Raw genomic sequence first — 15285 nt, 5'->3', positions numbered from 1 at the left:
CCGTACCGGATTCCTCTCAGCCGGGCCGGCGACGGAGCCACCAGCCGCGGAGGGGTTCAGCCGGGCGACGGGTGGATCCGTCAGCGGCGGTTGCCGTACTGACGCTCTCCCTTTGTAGCGAGTCGCTAACAGTTGGTCATCCGCCGACCGGTTCGAGGAATCGCTGAATGACTTCGGGCCAGGTCAGGTGGCGGTGACCGGGGCGACAATCGACCGCGTTGGCGCCGACCAATGTGGGCCGACCGCAAAGAACGGCAGCGCCGTACGGTCGTACGGATCACCTGACCTGGCTGTTCCGGGCGTTTGTCCCGGCCTCCCGTTCGCGCGCGACCCGTACCCGGTCGCGGCGGGTGGGCTGATGGTGCTGCCGACCGGCTCGGGTCGCCCGGTCGTCCCGCCCGGTCGGCAGCTCGATGTCCCTGGCCGTACGGCTATGCGCGGGTGAACTCCATGACCCAGTTGGTTTCCCAGGTCAGGCCCTCGTCGAGGGAGAACTCCTGCTCCCAGCGTGCCGAGGTGGGGGTGATCTCCGACCAGATGAAGTGCGCCCTGATCGGCTTCCCGTCGTGCGTGTCGTCGCCGTAGAAGTCGCCCCGGCCGTCGGTGAAGGTGCCGACCACAGGCGGGTAGAGCACGCCGGTACGGCTGTTCGCCCAGTACAGCGACCACTGCTTCCGGTCGGTGTCGAACAGGCGCAGGGTCATGCCCCGGCTACCGGTATCCGGAAAGACGATCTCCTCCATGTTGCCGATGCCGTCCAGGATGGGCTGGCAGGTGCTGGTGGAGGGGTAGACGTGCCAGTCGGTGGAGCCGACGAAGAGGGTTTTCAGCTGGCGGTTGACGATGGTCCACGAGCCGACGAGAAATGCGAAGTCGTTCATGGAGCCGATTCTGTGGCCCGTACCTGACATCTGCTGTCAGTGGTTCCGGTCTAGGTTTCCGCCCATGCGCGCCAGTCGTCTGCTCTCCCTGCTCCTGCTGCTCCAGAACCGCGGCCTGATGAGCGCCGCCCAACTCGCCACCGAGCTGGGCGTGACCATGCGGACCATCTACCGCGACGTGGAGGCGTTGGCTGCCGCCGGTGTGCCGATCTACGCCGAACAGGGGCCGGCCGGCGGTTACCGGTTGATGGACGGCTACCGCACCCGGCTGACCGGGCTCACCGCCGACGAGGCCGGCTCCCTGTTCCTGACCGGCATGCCGCAGCCCGCCGCCGAACTGGGGTTGGGCGCCCAACTGGCCGCCGCCGAACTGAAGCTCATGGCGGCACTGCCGACCCCGTACCGGGACGCGTCACTGCACATCCGGCAGCGGTTCCACCTCGACGCACCCGGCTGGTTCCGCGAGCCCGAGATGGTGCCCCACCTCCTCGCGGTCGCGGAGGCGGTATGGCAGGAGAAGGTCATCGACATCGGATACCGCCGCTGGGCACCCCGTCCCGGAACGGTCACCCGCCGACTGCACCCGCTGGGGCTCGTACTCAAGGCCGGTGTCTGGTACCTGGTCGCCGGCAGGGACGGCGAGGTCCGCACCTACCGGGTGGCGAGCATCATCGAGCTGACCACCCTGGCCGAGACCAGCAGCCGTCCCGACGGTTTCGACCTCGCCGGGTTCTGGCGGTCACACGTCGAACGGTACGAGCGGACCGCGCGGAGTACGACCTGCCTGGTCCGCCTCTCCCCGCAGGGCATCCGGATCCTGCCCGACCTGTTCGGGGCCGAAACCGGCCGGCTCGCCACGGAGAGTCTCGGACCGGCCGACGGGGACGGCTGGCGCCAGGCGGTGCTGCCCATCGAGTCGATCGAGCACGCCGCGACCGACCTGCTCAGGCTGGGCGCGCACGGCCAGGTGCTGGCCCCGCCGGAACTGGTCGCGCGGATCGGCGAGACCGTACGCGGGATGGCCGTCCACTACCCGGCGGGGTAGTCGAGCGGCGCGACGCCGAGCGCGGCCGTGCAGCGGGCGAGCCAGTCGAGGGTGAGGCCGCGGAACGCCTCCGGCTGTTCGAACGGCAGGTAGTGCCCCGCCTCGGCGAGCGCGGCATAGCTGCCCGAGGGATAGCTGGCCAGGGCGCGGAACTGGTCGGCGTAACCGGCGATGTAGTCGTGCCGGCCGGCGATGATGCTGGTCGGCCCGGGGTAGACCATGGTGGAGCCCTCGTCGGAGAGCTGGTAACCGTTCTCCCGCAACCGTTCCAGGTATTCCTCGTCGCCGGTTCCGGCGGCGACCAGCACCGTCGCCACCCGCCCGGCCGCCTCCAGGGTCCGGTTACCCAGCGCGACAGAGAGGTGGGCACGCAGGTCCGGTGGGACGTCGGCGAGCCATTCGGCGTCCTCGGGCACCACCGGCGCCGTCGGCACGTCCCGGTCCGTTCGGAGGATCCGGGTGCCGTGGCAGATCAGCAGCAGGCCGGCGACCTGCTCCGGTCGCCGCCGGGCGAGCGCCGCCGCCAGGTACCCGCCGTAGGACCAGCCGGCGATCAGGAACGGCTCGGACCCGATCTCCCGGTCGACAAAATCACCGACCCAGTCGACCACGCCGTCCGAGTCCGCCGGGCCACCCGGGGACTGGCCCGTGCCCGGCAGGTCGAGGTAGATCCGGCGCAGTGCCGAACTCGCGGTGACCGCCGGCTCCATCGCCGCGACCATCGCCGAGCGGGCCAGACTGAATCCCGGCAGACACAGCATCGGCAGGCCCGACCCATGGGCTTCCGCGACCAGGCTCATGCCGTGATCAAAGCATGCCGGAGCGCCACGACCGGGAGGATTCCGCGAGCAGCGCAACGATCGTCGAGACGCCCGTCAACCGAGGTTGCCCTTGAGGTACGTGAGCACCGCGATCACCCGCCGGTTCGATCCCGGTGTCGGTGGCAGGACACGGCGCCGGCCGGCGGGTGCGGATCGGCGCTAGCGGGGCAGGATCTTCTCGATCGCGGCGGTCAGCTCGGCCGACTCCGGCGCGGTCTTCGGGTTGAACCGGGCCGCGACCGTGCCGTCCGGTGCGACCAGGAACTTCTCGAAGTTCCAGCGGACGTCGCCGGTGTAGCCCTCCGCGTCGGCGGCGTCGACCAGCTCGGCGTAGAGCGGGTGCCGGCCGGGACCGTTCACCTCGATCTTCTCCGTCAACGGGAAGGTGACCCCGTAGTTGACCTGGCAGAACTCGGCGATCTCGGCGTCCGTGCCGGGTTCCTGGCCGGCGAACTGGTTGCTCGGTACGCCGAGCACCACCAGCCCCCGCTCGCCGTAGCTCTCCTGGAGGGCCTGGAGCCCGGCGTACTGCGGGGTGTTTCCACACTTCGAGGCCACGTTGACCACCAGTACGGCGTTGCCCCGGTGCTGGTCGAGTCGGGCCGGGCCGCCGCCGAGCGCGGCGAGTTCGATGTCGAAGATCGTCATGGCCCGAGGTTACCCGTTGACCTGGCCAACCGGCGGTAAGCGGAAATCGAAACATGTACATCTTGACGGAGTGGTGAACCCGTGAGTAGCGTCTCATTAGCTATTTGGAAAGTTTCCTAACTGTTTTGGGGAGACGCCACATGAAGATTTCCCTCCGTCGGGCGTTGTGGGCTGGCGCCGTGGTCGCCGTGACGGTTGCCGCCGTCCCGATGACCTCGGCCTTCGGCGCCGGCAACGTCACCACCACCTTCGCGGCCGCCTCCGACTGGGGGACCGGCCACGAGGCCCGGGTCACGATCACCAACGGCACCGACGCGTCCCTGGCCACCTGGCGGCTCGAGTTCGACCTGCCCGCCGGCACCACCATCGGCAGCTTCTGGGACGCCGACGTCACCCGGACCAACAACCACTACGTGGCGGTCAAGAAGAGCTGGGCCGGCGCGCTCGCCCCGGGTGCCTCGTTCTCCTGGGGCTACAACGGCACCGGCCCGTACAAGGCGCCGCTGAACTGCACCATCAACGGTGCCTCCTGTGGTGGCGGCACCACGCCCACCACGCCGCCGACCACCCGGCCGCCGACCACGCCGCCGACGACCCCGCCCACCACACCGCCGACCACCCCGCCCACCAACCCGCCGCCGGGCGGCAAGAAGGTGGTCGGCTACTTCGCGCAGTGGGGCGTCTACGCCCGCAACTACCACGTGAAGAACATCGTCACCAGCGGGTCCGCCGCCAAGCTGACCCACATCATGTACGCCTTCGGCAACACCACCAACGGCCAGTGCACGATCGGTGACAGCTACGCCGACTACGAGAAGGCGTACACGGCGGCGGAGAGCGTGGACGGCGTCGCCGACACCTGGGACCAGCCGCTGCGGGGCAGCTTCAACCAGCTGCGCAAGCTCAAGGCGGCGTACCCGAACATCAAGGTGATCTGGTCGTTCGGCGGCTGGACCTGGTCCGGCGGCTTCACCCAGGCCGCCCAGAACCCGACCGCCTTCGCCAACTCCTGCTACAACCTGGTCGAGGACCCGCGCTGGGCGGACGTCTTCGACGGTATCGACATCGACTGGGAGTACCCGAACGCCTGCGGCCTGACCTGTGACGCCAGCGGCCCGAACGCCTTCAAGAACGTGATCTCCGCGCTGCGTACCCGGTTCGGCTCCAGTGCTCTGGTCACCGCGGCGATCACCGCCGACGGCAGCAACGGCGGCAAGATCGACGCCACCGACTACGCCGGTGCGATCAACAACCTCAACTGGCTGATGCCGATGACCTACGACTACTTCGGCGCCTTCGCCGCGCAGGGCCCGACCGCCCCGCACTCGCCGCTGACCTCGTACACCGGCATCCCCCAGGCGGGCTTCAACTCCGACGCCGCGATCCAGAAGCTCAAGAGCAAGGGCATCCCCGCCAACAAGCTCCTGCTCGGCGTCGGCTTCTACGGCCGGGGCTGGACCGGGGTGACCCAGGCCGCGCCGGGCGGCACGGCCACCGGGGCGGCGCCGGGCACGTACGAGGCGGGCATCGAGGACTACAAGGTCCTGAAGAACACCTGCCCCGTCACCGGTACGGTCGCCGGCACCGCGTACGCCAAGTGCGGCAGCAACTGGTGGAGCTACGACACCCCGAGCACCATCAACGGCAAGATGTCGTACGCGAACAACCAGGGCCTTGGCGGCTCCTTCTTCTGGGAGCTCTCCGGCGACACCACCAACGGCGAACTGATCACCGCGGTCAAGAACGGCCTCGGCTGAGCCGACGGCTGACGTTGCACCGGCGTGACAGCTACCGCCGGCAGTAGGACGGTCCCCGGCCGACCCGCGCCCACGGGTCGGCCGAGGACCGGCGCTCGGCCAGCAGAACAAAGAAAGCCCCCAGCGTCAACGCCGGGGGCTTCCTGCCTGGTTGCCGATCGGGTGTCCGGTGGCGCGGTTCAGACCTCTTCGTACTTCAGGTAGAACGCCCAGCCCTGCTCGGAGCCGCCGTTGGAACCCCACTGGATGACGTGGGCGCCCTCGGCGGTGCTGCCGCCGTTGTCGACCGAGAGCACCTTGCCGCTCTTGCCGTTCACGAGGTAGCCGCCGGACGGGTACCAGTCCTGCTCGGGGCCGTCGTTGCAGGTCCACTGGATGGCGTGGGTGCCGTTCGCGGTGCTGCCCCCGTTGTCGAGGGAGAGGCACTTGCCGCTCTTGCCGTTGATCAGGCGGTCGCCGGACCAGCGCCACACCTGTTCCCAGCCGTCGTTGCAGCCCCACTGGATGACGTGGGCGCCGTTGGCCGTACTGCCACCGCCGGAGACCGACATGCACAGGCCGCTCTTGTAGTTGACCACGTTGTAGTAGGACGCGGCCTGTGCGGGTGAGGCGGCAACCAACGAGGTCGCGACGGCCGCTCCGGCCATCGCGAGGGCGGTCAGGCCGCGGCTCACGAGTCGAGACATTGTTCCCCCATTGTGGACTGTCCGAAGGGGAATGTGAGTGTTCCCCGCCTTTGACCATATGCGTGGTGGTGGCCCGGCGGAACGCTTGCAAGATCTAGTTCGGTCGACGTTCACCCACCGGCCATCGGTCACCGATGGGGCGGGGCGGCCCGGTCGAATATCGGTGGTGGCCGCTGGTCTCCCCGCTCGACTGAGCCGACCTGTGTCGGATGTTCACACCGTCCCGGCGGGTCGCGGCGCCGGTAGTGGCCCGCCGGTGGTGTCCACCGCCACCACCGGGCCCCTTTGTCGTTGTACCGAACCGTCCGGTAGTCCCCTGGAAAGTGGCGGATCGCCGGTCGGTCTCGCCCGAACGGGCAGGTTGCGAAGATGTCCGAAATCGGTGGGGGAGCGCGATGGGTACGCGATGGCGCTGTCTGGTCGGGCCGGTCGGACCGCTGGCGCTGCTGCCGCTCGGGCTGGCCGCCTGCGGTGACGGTGGTGCCGCCGGCAGATCGACCCCCGCCGGCACCCCGACCGCCACCGCCACCGTCACCGGTGCCGGGCCGGACGACGGTCCGGAGAAGGCCCGCGCCCGGGTCCAGGCGTATCTCGACGCGATGGGTGCCAAGGACGTTCCCGCCGGACGCGCCCAACTCTGTACGCCCATGCGCGCCGCCTTCGACCGGGCGGCCACCGGGCGCAACGGCGACTTCGCCGACCACTTCACCGTCTCCCGGACGTCGATCGTCGACGTGCGTGCCAACGCCGGGCAGATCGAGGTCAGCACCGAGATCACGGTCGCGGTGGGCGGTACGGCGAGAGCCGTCCGGATCCTCTTCACGGTGGTACGGGCCGAAGCCGACTGGTGCATCGCCAACGAGACGGTGGGCGGGGCGACCGCGCCGGCCCCGTCCGGCAGCCCTGCGGGCGCGCGCCGGTGAACGGTGCGGGGAGGCAGGATACCCGTCGATCGGAAGTGACGGCGACCGACGCACCTCCCATACCTCGGACGATGGCCACCCTCACTGGCGGCCGACCCCGGTCGTCGCCGTACGCTTTCCCTCATGCGCCATGAGTGGCATCAGCTGAGCTACCCGACGGTGGGCACCCTGGGCCCGCAAACGAGCCGTCCCACCGATGATTCGGTCGAGGACGAGGCCCTTGGGCTGGACCGGTGGCGGGAGCTTCCCCGTGCCCAGACTCCGCCCTGGCCCGACCAGAAGGCCGTCGACGAGGTCTGTCAGGTCCTCTCTACCGTGCCGTCGGTGGTCGCACCGTATGAGGTCGATCACCTGAGGAGCCAGTTGGCGCAGGTCGCCGAGGGCAAGGCGTTCCTCTTGCAGGGCGGTGACTGCGCCGAGACCTTCACGGACAACACCGAGAGCCACCTGCTCGCCAACGCGCGCACGCTGCTCCAGATGGCGGTCGTGCTGACGTACGGCGCGTCGCTGCCGGTGGTCAAGGTGGCCCGGGTGGCCGGGCAGTACACCAAGCCCCGGTCGTTGCCGACGGACGCGCGGGGCCTTCCGGCGTACCGCGGCGACATGATCAACTCGCTGGAGCCGGTGCCGGAGGCACGGATCGCCGACCCGCAGCGGATGATCCGGGCGTACGCCAACTCCTCCTCGGCGATGAACATGCTCCGGGCGTACCTCGCCGGTGGCCTGGCCGACCTGCACGCGGTGCACGACTGGAACAAGGGCTTCGTGCGCAACTCGCCGGCCGGTGAGCGCTACGACGCCATCGCCCGCGAGATCGACCGGGCGCTCGCCTTCATGCGGGCCTGCGGCATGACCGACGACGAGGCGCTGCGTACGGTCACCCTGTACTGCTCCCACGAGGCGCTCGCGCTGGAGTACGACCGGGCACTGACCCGGGTCTCCGACGGTCGGGCGTACGGCCTCTCCGGTCACTTCCTCTGGATCGGCGAGCGGACCCGGCAGATCGACGGCGCGCACATCGACTACATCTCCCGCATCGCCAACCCGATCGGCGTCAAGATCGGCCCGGGCACCACGCCGGACCAGGCGATCGAACTCTGCGAGAAGCTCAACCCGGAGAACGTGCCGGGCCGGCTCACCCTGGTCAGCCGGATGGGCAACCACAAGGTCCGGGACACCCTGCCGCCGATCGTGGCGAAGGTCACCGCCTCCGGTGCCAAGGTGGTCTGGCAGTGCGACCCGATGCACGGCAACACCCACGAGTCGTCCAACGGCTACAAGACCCGGCATTTCGACCGGATCGTCGACGAGGTGCTCGGCTACTTCGAGGTGCACCGTGGCCTGGAGACCCACCCGGGCGGCATACACGTCGAACTGACCGGCGAGGACGTCACCGAGTGCCTCGGCGGCGCCCAGGCGATCGAGGACGTGCACCTGCCCGACCGGTACGAGACCGCCTGTGACCCGCGCCTCAACACCCAGCAGTCGCTGGAACTGGCCTTCCTGGTGGCGGAGATGCTCCGTGGCTGACCCCCGCCCGGTCGACCTGCGTTCCGACACCGTCACCCGGCCGACCGCCGCGATGCGTACGGCGATGGCCGAGGCCGAGGTCGGCGACGACGTGTACGGCGAGGACCCGAACGTCAACGCGCTCGAGGCCGAGGTCGCCGCGCTCTTCGGACACGAGGCGGCGCTCTTCGCCCCGACCGGGACGATGGCGAACCAGATCGCCCTGCAGGTGCTGGTGCCGCCGGCCGGTGAACTGCTCTGCGACGCCGACGCGCACGTGGTGACGTACGAGATGGCCGCTGCCGCCGCGTACGGTGGCATCTCCACCCGGACGTGGCCCGCGGTCGGCGCGGAGATCGACCCCGACCTGGTCGCGGCGATGGTCCGGCCGGACGGCTACATGGCCGTGGCGACCAGGGCGATCGCGGTCGAGCAGACGCACAACCGGGGTGGTGGCGGGGTCATCCCGCTGGGCACCCTGCGCCAGCTGCGACAGGTGGCCGACGACTCCGGCCTCGGGCTGCACTGCGACGGGGCCCGGATCTGGCACGCCCACGTGGCCGACGGCGTGCCGCTGGCCAGCTACGGGGAACTCTTCGACACGCTGTCGGTCTGCCTCTCCAAGGGGCTCGGTGCCCCGGCCGGTTCGCTGGTCGTGGGCAGCGCGGAGAAGATCGAACGGGCCCGGCTGATCCGCAAGCGGATGGGCGGCGGCATGCGGCAGGCCGGCATCCTCGCCGCCGCCGGTCGGCACGCGCTCGGCGCGCACCTCGACCGGCTGGCCGAGGATCACGTACGGGCGGCCCGGCTGGCCGAGGCGCTGGCACCCTTCGGGGTGCTGGCCGGCCCGGTCCGGACCAACCTGGTGCCGCTGGACCTGACCAAGTTCCCGCTGGACGCCCCCGCGCTGGCCGCTGCCGCGCGGGCCGAGGGGGTGCTCGTCTCGGTGCTCGGGCCACGGACCGCCCGGCTGGTCACCCACCTCGACCTGGACGACGCCGGCGTGGAACGGGCGATCGACGTGCTGGTGGGTATTTTCCGGCGTTAGTGTTTTCCGTTCTCCGGTGACCCGGTGACCCGGTGACCCGGTGACCCGGTGGCGGGGCGTCAGGGGCGGAAGCGCTTGAGGACGGCGATGTCGTGGGCGTGACCGGTGTAGCCCTCGGTGGGGGTCTCGGCGACCACTGGCACTCCGGCGGTGGCCGGGTGGGTCATCAACTCGGCGAAGGCCGCCTCCCCGATGCTGCCCTTGCCGATGGTCTCGTGCCGGTCCCGGGTGGAGCCGCAGGCGTCGCGCGAGTCGTTCGCGTGGACCAGCCACAGCCGGTCCGGTCCGATCGTGGCGACCAGTTCGTCCAGGGTCTCGGTCATCCCGCCCGGCCGGGCCAGGTCGTGTCCGGCGGCCCAGGCGTGGCAGGTGTCGAAGCAGACCCCCAACCACGGGTGCCGGTCGACGTTCTCCAGGTACGGGCCCAGCTGCTCGACCCGGGAGGCGAGCGAGCGCCCACCCCCGGCGGTCGGCTCCACCAGCAGCTTCGGGCCGCCGCTGGCGGCGGCGCTCTCCAACAGCGGTAGCAGCGCGGTGCGTACCTGGGCCATCGCGGTCTCGGCGTAGTCGGCGTCGACCGCGCTGCCGGCATGGAAGACCACGCCGGCGGCACCGATGGCCGCCCCCCGGTTCAGTGCGTGGGCCAGTGTCGCGGCCGACTTCTCCACCGTCGCCGGGGTGGGTGAACCGAGGTTGACCAGCAGGGACGCGTGGATGTAGATCGGCACACCGCGTTGCTCGCAGCCCTCCCGGAAGGCGGCGTCCTGGGCCGGGTCCCCGGGCGGCAGGGCCCAGCCCCGGGAGTTGGAGACGTAGATCTGGGCGACCTCGGACTCCGCCGCGTCCAGATAGGGCAGAGCCGCCTTCGCCATCCCGCCCGAGGTAGGGGTGTGTGAGCCGACCGGTCGGCTGTTGCGCGTACTCATCGACTCACCTACTGCTTCGATCTGGCTGCCCGGACCGTCGGCCCGGGCAGCGCATGTGCTGGTCCGGTCAGAAGCAGGCGATGGTGACCTGGCTGCCGGGTGGAACCTGGGCGCCCTCGGGTGGGTTCTGGAACCCGACCGTCCCGTTCGGATTGAGCTGCACCACCGGGGCGAGCTGCGCCGCCTGGAGGCGCTGCTGCGCCTCCACGCAGGGCAGGCCCATGACCTGGGGTACGAGCACCGCCGGGGGCCCCTTGCTCACCTTGAGCTTGATCTCGGCGCCCTTCTCGACACCGGTCTCGTTCGGCGGGTCCTGCTCGATCACCTGGTCCTTGGGCTTGTCCGAGTCCTGGTACTGCTCGACCGCGTTGAGACCGAGCCGTTGCAGCTCGCTGCGAGCTTCGTTGATGTTCTTGCCGACCAGGTTGGGTACGGAGAGCGGGGCCCGGCCCTTGCTGACCAGTAGCGTGATCTTGTCGCCGGGTTTGACCTGGGTGCCGACCTTGGGATCGACCGCCACCACGGTGCCGGCGGGCAGGCTCTCGTCGTAGCGGTCCGGTCCCTTGGCCACCTGGAGATTGACCCGCTCCAGATCCGCCTTGGCCAGGTCGAACGTCTTGCCGACCACGTCCGGGACCTCGTAGCGCTCCGGGCCCAGGGAGAGGATCAGGGTGATCGTGCCGCCCTTCACCATCCGGGCGGCCGCGGCCGGTTCCTGCCCGACGACCTGGTCCTTGGCGGCCTTCTCGTCATAGCGGGGTGTGCCGAACGCGAGGGTGAAGCCGCGCTGTGCCGCGACCGCCTCCGCCTCCGCCCTCGGCATGCTGACCAGTTGGGGGGCGTCGGTGTAGCGGCCGACCCCGAACCACCAGCCACCGATCGCGGCGACCAGCCCGAGTACCACCACGGCGGCGGCAAAGGCCCGCCGTCCCCGTGGGTCGGCCATCACCCGGTCGCGGAGGGCCTGGAACCGGCCGAGCGGACTGGACGGGGGCGGTGCGGCCCGGCGACGGTGCGGGCGGGCGCCGGCGGTACGGGGCTCCGGTTGGTCGGGCAGTCGGGCCCACGACGGCCGGTCGGTCGGGCGGACCGAGGCGACCACCATGGTCGGCTGGGCGACCTGCCGCAGCAGCGCCGTGTTGGCGTTGGCGTTGCCCAGGTCGTCCCGGACCACCTGCACCTCGGCCTGCAACGCGCCCGCGTCGGTGGGGCGGGCGCCCGGATCGCGGCGGGTGGCCCGGATCACCAGGTCGTCGAGGACCGGGGGCAGGCCGGGAACCAGCGTCGAGGGGGCCGGTACGTCACGATCCACGTGCTGCCAGGCGACGTCGACCGGGCGGTCGCCGTCGTACGGCACGCGTCCGGTGAGCATCTCGAACAGCACGATTCCGGCCGAGTAGACGTCGGTGCGCGGGTCGGCCCGGCCGTCGGTGACCAGCTCCGGCGCCACGTACGCGACGGTCGCCATCAACTGGCTGCCGGAGTCGTCGTCGGCGCTCGCCTCGACCGCGCGGGCCAGACCGAAGTCGGCCACCTTCACCACGCTGTCGACCAGGTTGCCGGAACCGCCGCTGGGCGCCTCGGCGACCAGCACGTTCTCCGGTTTCACGTCCCGGTGGACCAGGCCGGCCCGGTGTGCGGCGGCGATCGCCGCGAGCATCTGCTCCAGGATCGCCAGCGCCTCGCCGGGGTTGAGCCGGCGCCGTTCGGCCAGGATCTCGCGCAGGGTACGGCCCCGCACGTACTCCATCACCAGGTACGGCAGGCCGCCGTGGGTGCCCTGGTCGTAGACGGCGACCACGTTCGGGTGGGTGAGCCGGGCGATCGTCTTCGCCTCGTCGGTGAACCGGGCCAGGAACCCGGCCATCCGGCCCTGGGCGCCCTGCGCCTGGCTGGGATGAATGATCTTGAGGGCGACGGTTCGCTCAAGGCGTTCGTCCGTGGCGGTGTACACGGTCGCCATTCCGCCACGGGCGACGCGGCCGCGAATGCGGTAACGCCCGTCGATGAGCGAGCCCAGTAACGTGTCGGCGACCTGAATGTCCATCGGCAGGCAGTCTATGTCTCCAGAGGGTGACGGCAGAACAGGATGCCACAGGCGGCGTTGTGAGGAAATCGTGCCCACGGGATAAGATCACCCAGTGTGCCTAATTGGCCACGTACCGCCTGGAAAGTACCCTGCGTGGCCCGGAAGCTACCTCGCCGGGGGTGCTGGTGGAAGTGCGGGGAGGTCGTGGCACTGTGATCGGGTGACCGAATCCCCACTCGCCGGCCCGGCGGACGAAAACGGCTGGCTGACCCTGCCGGACGTCGCCCTGCGACTCGACGTGACGATCAGCAAGGTGCACCAGATGATCCGCGACCGCGAGCTGCTCGCGGTACGCCGCGACGGGGTCCGGCGGATCCCCGTCGATCTCGTGGCGAACGACACCGTACGCAAGCACCTGCCGGGCGTGTTGAACCTGCTCACCGATGCCGGATACGACGACGAGGAGGCGATGCGCTGGCTCTACGAGGTCGACGACACCCTCCCCGGTACGCCGGCCAAGGCACTCGGCGGTGACCTGGCCCGCGAGGTCAAGCGCCGGGCGCAGGCGCTGGGCTTCTAGCCGAGCGCGCCGGCCATGGGGCATCTCACCTATCTCGCGGTGCTCGCCGGCTGCCTGGCCGGGGCGCTCTGGCTGGAGCCGATCCTGCGGGTGAACGTGCTCCGCCGCTGGCGCCGGCTGCTGCTCACCATCGCCCCGGTGGCGGCGCTCTTCGTCCTCTGGGACCTCGCCGCCATCGCCGCCGGGCACTGGACCTTCGACCCGGAGCAGATCACCGGCGTACTGCTCCCGGGGGGCCTGCCCCTGGACGAGGTGTTCTTCTTCCTCGTCGTACCGCTCTGTGCCGTGCTCGGGTTCGAGGCGGTCCGGGCGGTACGACGCTGGCCGGCCGGGGACGAGCAGTGAACCGGCCGTCCCGGTGAGCTACACCGTGGCCGCGCTGCTCGGGGTGGCCGGCGCCGTACTGGTCGACCTGTACGTGCTGCGTACCCGGTTGGTGTGCCGACGGGTGTTCTGGGCCACCTATCCCATCATCGTCTTCTTCCAACTGGTCTCCAACGGCATCCTGACCGGCCGCCGGATCGTCCGGTACGACCCGGACGCGATCATCGGGCTACGGCTGGTCCACGCCCCGGTGGAAGACCTGTTCTTTGGCTTCGCCCTGGTCCTGCTCACCCTCTCGACCTGGGTCTGGCTGGGGCGCCGGGGCGTGCAGCGAGGCCCGACCGCCGGTGCCGGCGGCCGGTGGCCCCGCCGCCGTGAACGCTGACCCGGCCGACCGGTCCAGGCCGTGCCGGCGTCGGATCAGGACCGGCTCCGGCCGCGTCTGCCGCCCGTCGCCTCCGACTCTGTCGACTCCGCCGCCTGCTGCGTACGGCGAGCACCGTCAGCGTTACCACCAGCAGAACGTCGCAGAGTGCTCCCGGCAGCTTGGTCCGGCTCGCGATTCCCAGCCCGTCCGGCAACACCAGGAAACTGAGCGCCAGCACCGCCCCGGCCAGTGGGCGACGCCACCGTCCGTCGAGCGTCGCGGCGAGCACGCCCACCGTGGCCAGCGCGTACCAGGGGTAGAAGACGGGGGAGAGCAGGGTCACCGCGCCGAACGCCAGGCCGCACGAGGTCACCACGGCCCGACGGGCGTCCACCGGCGGGCCGCCGACCGCGCGCCAGGCCCGGACCACCAGCGCCACCGACGCCGCGACCAGCACGGCGACGCCCAGCGTCCGGGCCGTCGCCACCGCCGTGCCGAACGCCTCGGGCCAGCCGAGCGCCCGTAACAGGTAGCCGGCGGCCATCCCCAGTCCGGTCGGCAGCGAGGTCCACTGCACCATCCGGCCGGTCGCCGGCAGCGCGTCGAGCCAGCCGGTGTCCAGACCGGCGGCCACGGTCACGGCGGCGAAGGTCGCCGCCCCGGCGGTCACGGCGCCGGCCAACGCCACGGACGCGGCCGGCATCCGGCCCCTGAGGCTCGTCGACTGCCGGTCGCCGGTGAGCCGGACGACGGCGAGCAGGGCGACGAACGGCAGCGCCACCACCGCCGTCACCTTGACCGCCACCGCCAACCCCACCAGCGTTCCGGCCGCGAGCAACCTCGCCCACGGGGCACCAAGCCCCGAACCCGAACCCGAACCCGAACCACAGGCCACCGCGAGTGCGGCCACCACCAGCCCCACCAGCACCGCGTCGTTGTGCGCCCCGCCCACCACGTGCACCGCCGTCAGCGGCGAGAGCAGGGCGAGCCAGGCCGCCGTCGCCGGCGCCGCGCCGCAGGCCCGCGCCAGCCGGGGCAGGTAGCGGGCCAGCAGCAGCGCGCCGAGCAGCGCGAGCGCCCGGAACAGGAACGTCGCGGCGAGCAACTGGTCCGCCGAAGTCGTGGCCACCAGCCGGGCCAGCGCCACCACGCCGCCGGCGAGCGTGATCGCCAGCGGCCCGTACGGGGTGGTGGTGTCCCACCACAGCGACGGCACCGCGGCCGTCCACGGACACCCGCCATCGGCCACCCCGACCGCGTACGGGTTAACCCCGTCCAGCCAGAGTGCACCCTGGCACGCGTACGCGTACACGTCCCGACTGCCCATGGGTGGCGCGAACAGCAGGGGTACGGCCCAGAGCGCGCCGGTGACCAGCAGCCACCGCAACCGGACAGGGCGCCGACCCGGTCGGGGCGCGGACGCGCCCAGTCGCCACCACGCGACGGCCAGCACGACCAGGCCGACGAACCAGGCCGCCAGGCCCAGCCAGTAGGGCCAGGGTGCGGGATCTCCCCGCTGACCCGACGCGGCCCCGGGCAGAGCGCCGGAGCTGTATCCGCCGAGGGCCATCAGCGTGGTCCCGGCGAGGCCGGTCAGCCGTAGCCGGGTGGGGTGTTCGGAAACCGGTCGATCCGGGCCAGGCACGTCCCGAAGGTCGCACGGGACGTTGACGCCGTTCTATCGGGCGGATGACGTCGGGGTGGGCTGGGGATGTCCGGCCGGTACGCCGCCGCCGTCACC

At 71.0% G+C, this 15285-nt stretch carries 15 protein-coding genes; 8 read left to right on the top strand and 7 right to left on the bottom strand.

The genetic code is table 11. From position 1 onward, the window contains the following. Window positions 1-431: 431 nt before the first annotated feature. Window positions 432-881: a hypothetical protein gene (locus BDK92_RS07480; RefSeq protein WP_121155852.1), complete on the bottom strand. Its 450-nt coding sequence runs from the start codon at window positions 879-881 to the stop codon at window positions 432-434. Between the two features lie 64 nt (window positions 882-945). On the opposite strand from BDK92_RS07480, the gene BDK92_RS07475 reads away from it, so the two are divergent. Continuing rightward, window positions 946-1926, top strand: coding sequence for a helix-turn-helix transcriptional regulator (locus BDK92_RS07475; protein WP_121155850.1), 981 nt, complete (start codon window positions 946-948; stop codon window positions 1924-1926). Here the strand turns inward: BDK92_RS07475 and BDK92_RS07470 are convergent. Together BDK92_RS07470 and BDK92_RS07465 are read right to left on the bottom strand one after the other, a co-directional pair. Then, window positions 1911-2726 carry an alpha/beta fold hydrolase gene (locus tag BDK92_RS07470; protein WP_121155848.1) on the bottom strand — a complete coding sequence of 272 codons (816 nt, stop codon included), beginning with the start codon at window positions 2724-2726 and terminating at the stop codon, window positions 1911-1913. The genes BDK92_RS07475 and BDK92_RS07470 overlap by 16 nt on opposite strands. 180 nt (window positions 2727-2906) lie before the next feature. Continuing rightward, window positions 2907-3395, bottom strand: coding sequence for a glutathione peroxidase (locus tag BDK92_RS07465; protein ID WP_121155846.1), 489 nt, complete (start codon window positions 3393-3395; stop codon window positions 2907-2909). A 140-nt stretch (window positions 3396-3535) separates the two neighbouring features. On the opposite strand from BDK92_RS07465, the gene BDK92_RS07460 reads away from it, so the two are divergent. Continuing rightward, window positions 3536-5152, top strand: a complete 1617-nt coding sequence (locus tag BDK92_RS07460) for a glycosyl hydrolase family 18 protein (RefSeq protein ID WP_121155844.1) — start codon at window positions 3536-3538, stop codon at window positions 5150-5152. Window positions 5153-5331: 179 nt separating this feature from the next. Here BDK92_RS07460 and BDK92_RS07455 read toward each other — a convergent pair whose 3' ends face one another. Continuing rightward, on the bottom strand, window positions 5332-5826 hold the full coding sequence (locus tag BDK92_RS07455; protein WP_170208520.1) for an RICIN domain-containing protein: 495 nt from the start codon (window positions 5824-5826) through the stop codon (window positions 5332-5334). 407 nt (window positions 5827-6233) lie between these two features. Here BDK92_RS07455 and BDK92_RS07450 point away from each other — a divergent pair, with 407 nt between their 5' ends. From BDK92_RS07450 to BDK92_RS07440, 3 genes are all read left to right on the top strand, one after another. After that, the gene (locus BDK92_RS07450; protein WP_121155840.1) at window positions 6234-6761 is read left to right on the top strand and encodes a hypothetical protein; all 528 of its coding nucleotides are present in this window, start codon (window positions 6234-6236) and stop codon (window positions 6759-6761) included. Window positions 6762-6884: 123 nt separating this feature from the next. After that, window positions 6885-8291 (top strand): class II 3-deoxy-7-phosphoheptulonate synthase, encoded by a 1407-nt coding sequence (locus BDK92_RS07445; protein ID WP_121155838.1) that lies wholly within the window; start codon window positions 6885-6887, stop codon window positions 8289-8291. Beyond that, on the top strand, window positions 8284-9318 hold the full coding sequence (locus tag BDK92_RS07440; protein ID WP_121155836.1) for a threonine aldolase family protein: 1035 nt from the start codon (window positions 8284-8286) through the stop codon (window positions 9316-9318). The genes BDK92_RS07445 and BDK92_RS07440 overlap by 8 nt, the downstream gene beginning before the upstream one ends. 59 nt (window positions 9319-9377) lie before the next feature. Here BDK92_RS07440 and BDK92_RS07435 read toward each other — a convergent pair whose 3' ends face one another. Together BDK92_RS07435 and pknB are read right to left on the bottom strand one after the other, a co-directional pair. Beyond that, window positions 9378-10244: a deoxyribonuclease IV gene (locus BDK92_RS07435; RefSeq protein ID WP_121155834.1), complete on the bottom strand. Its 867-nt coding sequence runs from the start codon at window positions 10242-10244 to the stop codon at window positions 9378-9380. A 67-nt stretch (window positions 10245-10311) separates the two neighbouring features. Then, window positions 10312-12291 (bottom strand): Stk1 family PASTA domain-containing Ser/Thr kinase, encoded by a 1980-nt coding sequence (pknB, locus tag BDK92_RS07430; RefSeq protein ID WP_121155832.1) that lies wholly within the window; start codon window positions 12289-12291, stop codon window positions 10312-10314. A 202-nt stretch (window positions 12292-12493) separates the two neighbouring features. Between pknB and BDK92_RS07425 the strand changes: the two genes are divergently transcribed. The 3 genes from BDK92_RS07425 to BDK92_RS07415 are packed head-to-tail and all read left to right on the top strand — an operon-like array spanning window position 12494 to window position 13562. After that, a complete protein-coding gene (locus BDK92_RS07425; RefSeq protein ID WP_121155830.1) occupies window positions 12494-12853 on the top strand; it encodes an Rv2175c family DNA-binding protein in 360 nt (119 codons plus the stop codon). 15 nt (window positions 12854-12868) lie between these two features. Next, entirely contained in the window at window positions 12869-13198 is a 330-nt protein-coding gene (locus tag BDK92_RS07420; protein WP_121155828.1) for a lycopene cyclase domain-containing protein, read from the top strand. Between the two features lie 13 nt (window positions 13199-13211). Then, window positions 13212-13562: a lycopene cyclase domain-containing protein gene (locus tag BDK92_RS07415; protein ID WP_121155826.1), complete on the top strand. Its 351-nt coding sequence runs from the start codon at window positions 13212-13214 to the stop codon at window positions 13560-13562. On the opposite strand, the gene mptB is transcribed toward BDK92_RS07415, so the two are convergent. Then, a complete protein-coding gene (mptB, locus tag BDK92_RS07410; RefSeq protein ID WP_121155824.1) occupies window positions 13465-15189 on the bottom strand; it encodes a polyprenol phosphomannose-dependent alpha 1,6 mannosyltransferase MptB in 1725 nt (574 codons plus the stop codon). The genes BDK92_RS07415 and mptB overlap by 98 nt on opposite strands. Window positions 15190-15285 lie beyond the last annotated feature (96 nt).

Source organism: Micromonospora pisi (assembly GCF_003633685.1).
GTDB classification, from domain to species: domain Bacteria; phylum Actinomycetota; class Actinomycetes; order Mycobacteriales; family Micromonosporaceae; genus Micromonospora_G; species Micromonospora_G pisi.
This window is presented reverse-complemented; position numbering and strand designations above follow the sequence as displayed.

Excerpts from the sequence above, each read along its gene's own strand:
- BDK92_RS07480 (WP_121155852.1), bottom strand. The coding sequence starts at position 881 with ATGAACGACTTCGCATTTCTCGTCGGCTCGTGGACCATCGTCAACCGC.
- BDK92_RS07420 (WP_121155828.1), top strand. The coding sequence starts at position 12,869 with ATGGGGCATCTCACCTATCTCGCGGTGCTCGCCGGCTGCCTGGCCGGG.
- BDK92_RS07470 (WP_121155848.1), bottom strand. The coding sequence starts at position 2,726 with ATGAGCCTGGTCGCGGAAGCCCATGGGTCGGGCCTGCCGATGCTGTGT.
- BDK92_RS07445 (WP_121155838.1), top strand. The coding sequence starts at position 6,885 with ATGCGCCATGAGTGGCATCAGCTGAGCTACCCGACGGTGGGCACCCTG.
- pknB (WP_121155832.1), bottom strand. The coding sequence starts at position 12,291 with ATGGACATTCAGGTCGCCGACACGTTACTGGGCTCGCTCATCGACGGG.
- BDK92_RS07475 (WP_121155850.1), top strand. The coding sequence starts at position 946 with ATGCGCGCCAGTCGTCTGCTCTCCCTGCTCCTGCTGCTCCAGAACCGC.
- BDK92_RS07460 (WP_121155844.1), top strand. The coding sequence starts at position 3,536 with ATGAAGATTTCCCTCCGTCGGGCGTTGTGGGCTGGCGCCGTGGTCGCC.
- BDK92_RS07450 (WP_121155840.1), top strand. The coding sequence starts at position 6,234 with ATGGGTACGCGATGGCGCTGTCTGGTCGGGCCGGTCGGACCGCTGGCG.
- BDK92_RS07435 (WP_121155834.1), bottom strand. The coding sequence starts at position 10,244 with ATGAGTACGCGCAACAGCCGACCGGTCGGCTCACACACCCCTACCTCG.
- BDK92_RS07465 (WP_121155846.1), bottom strand. The coding sequence starts at position 3,395 with ATGACGATCTTCGACATCGAACTCGCCGCGCTCGGCGGCGGCCCGGCC.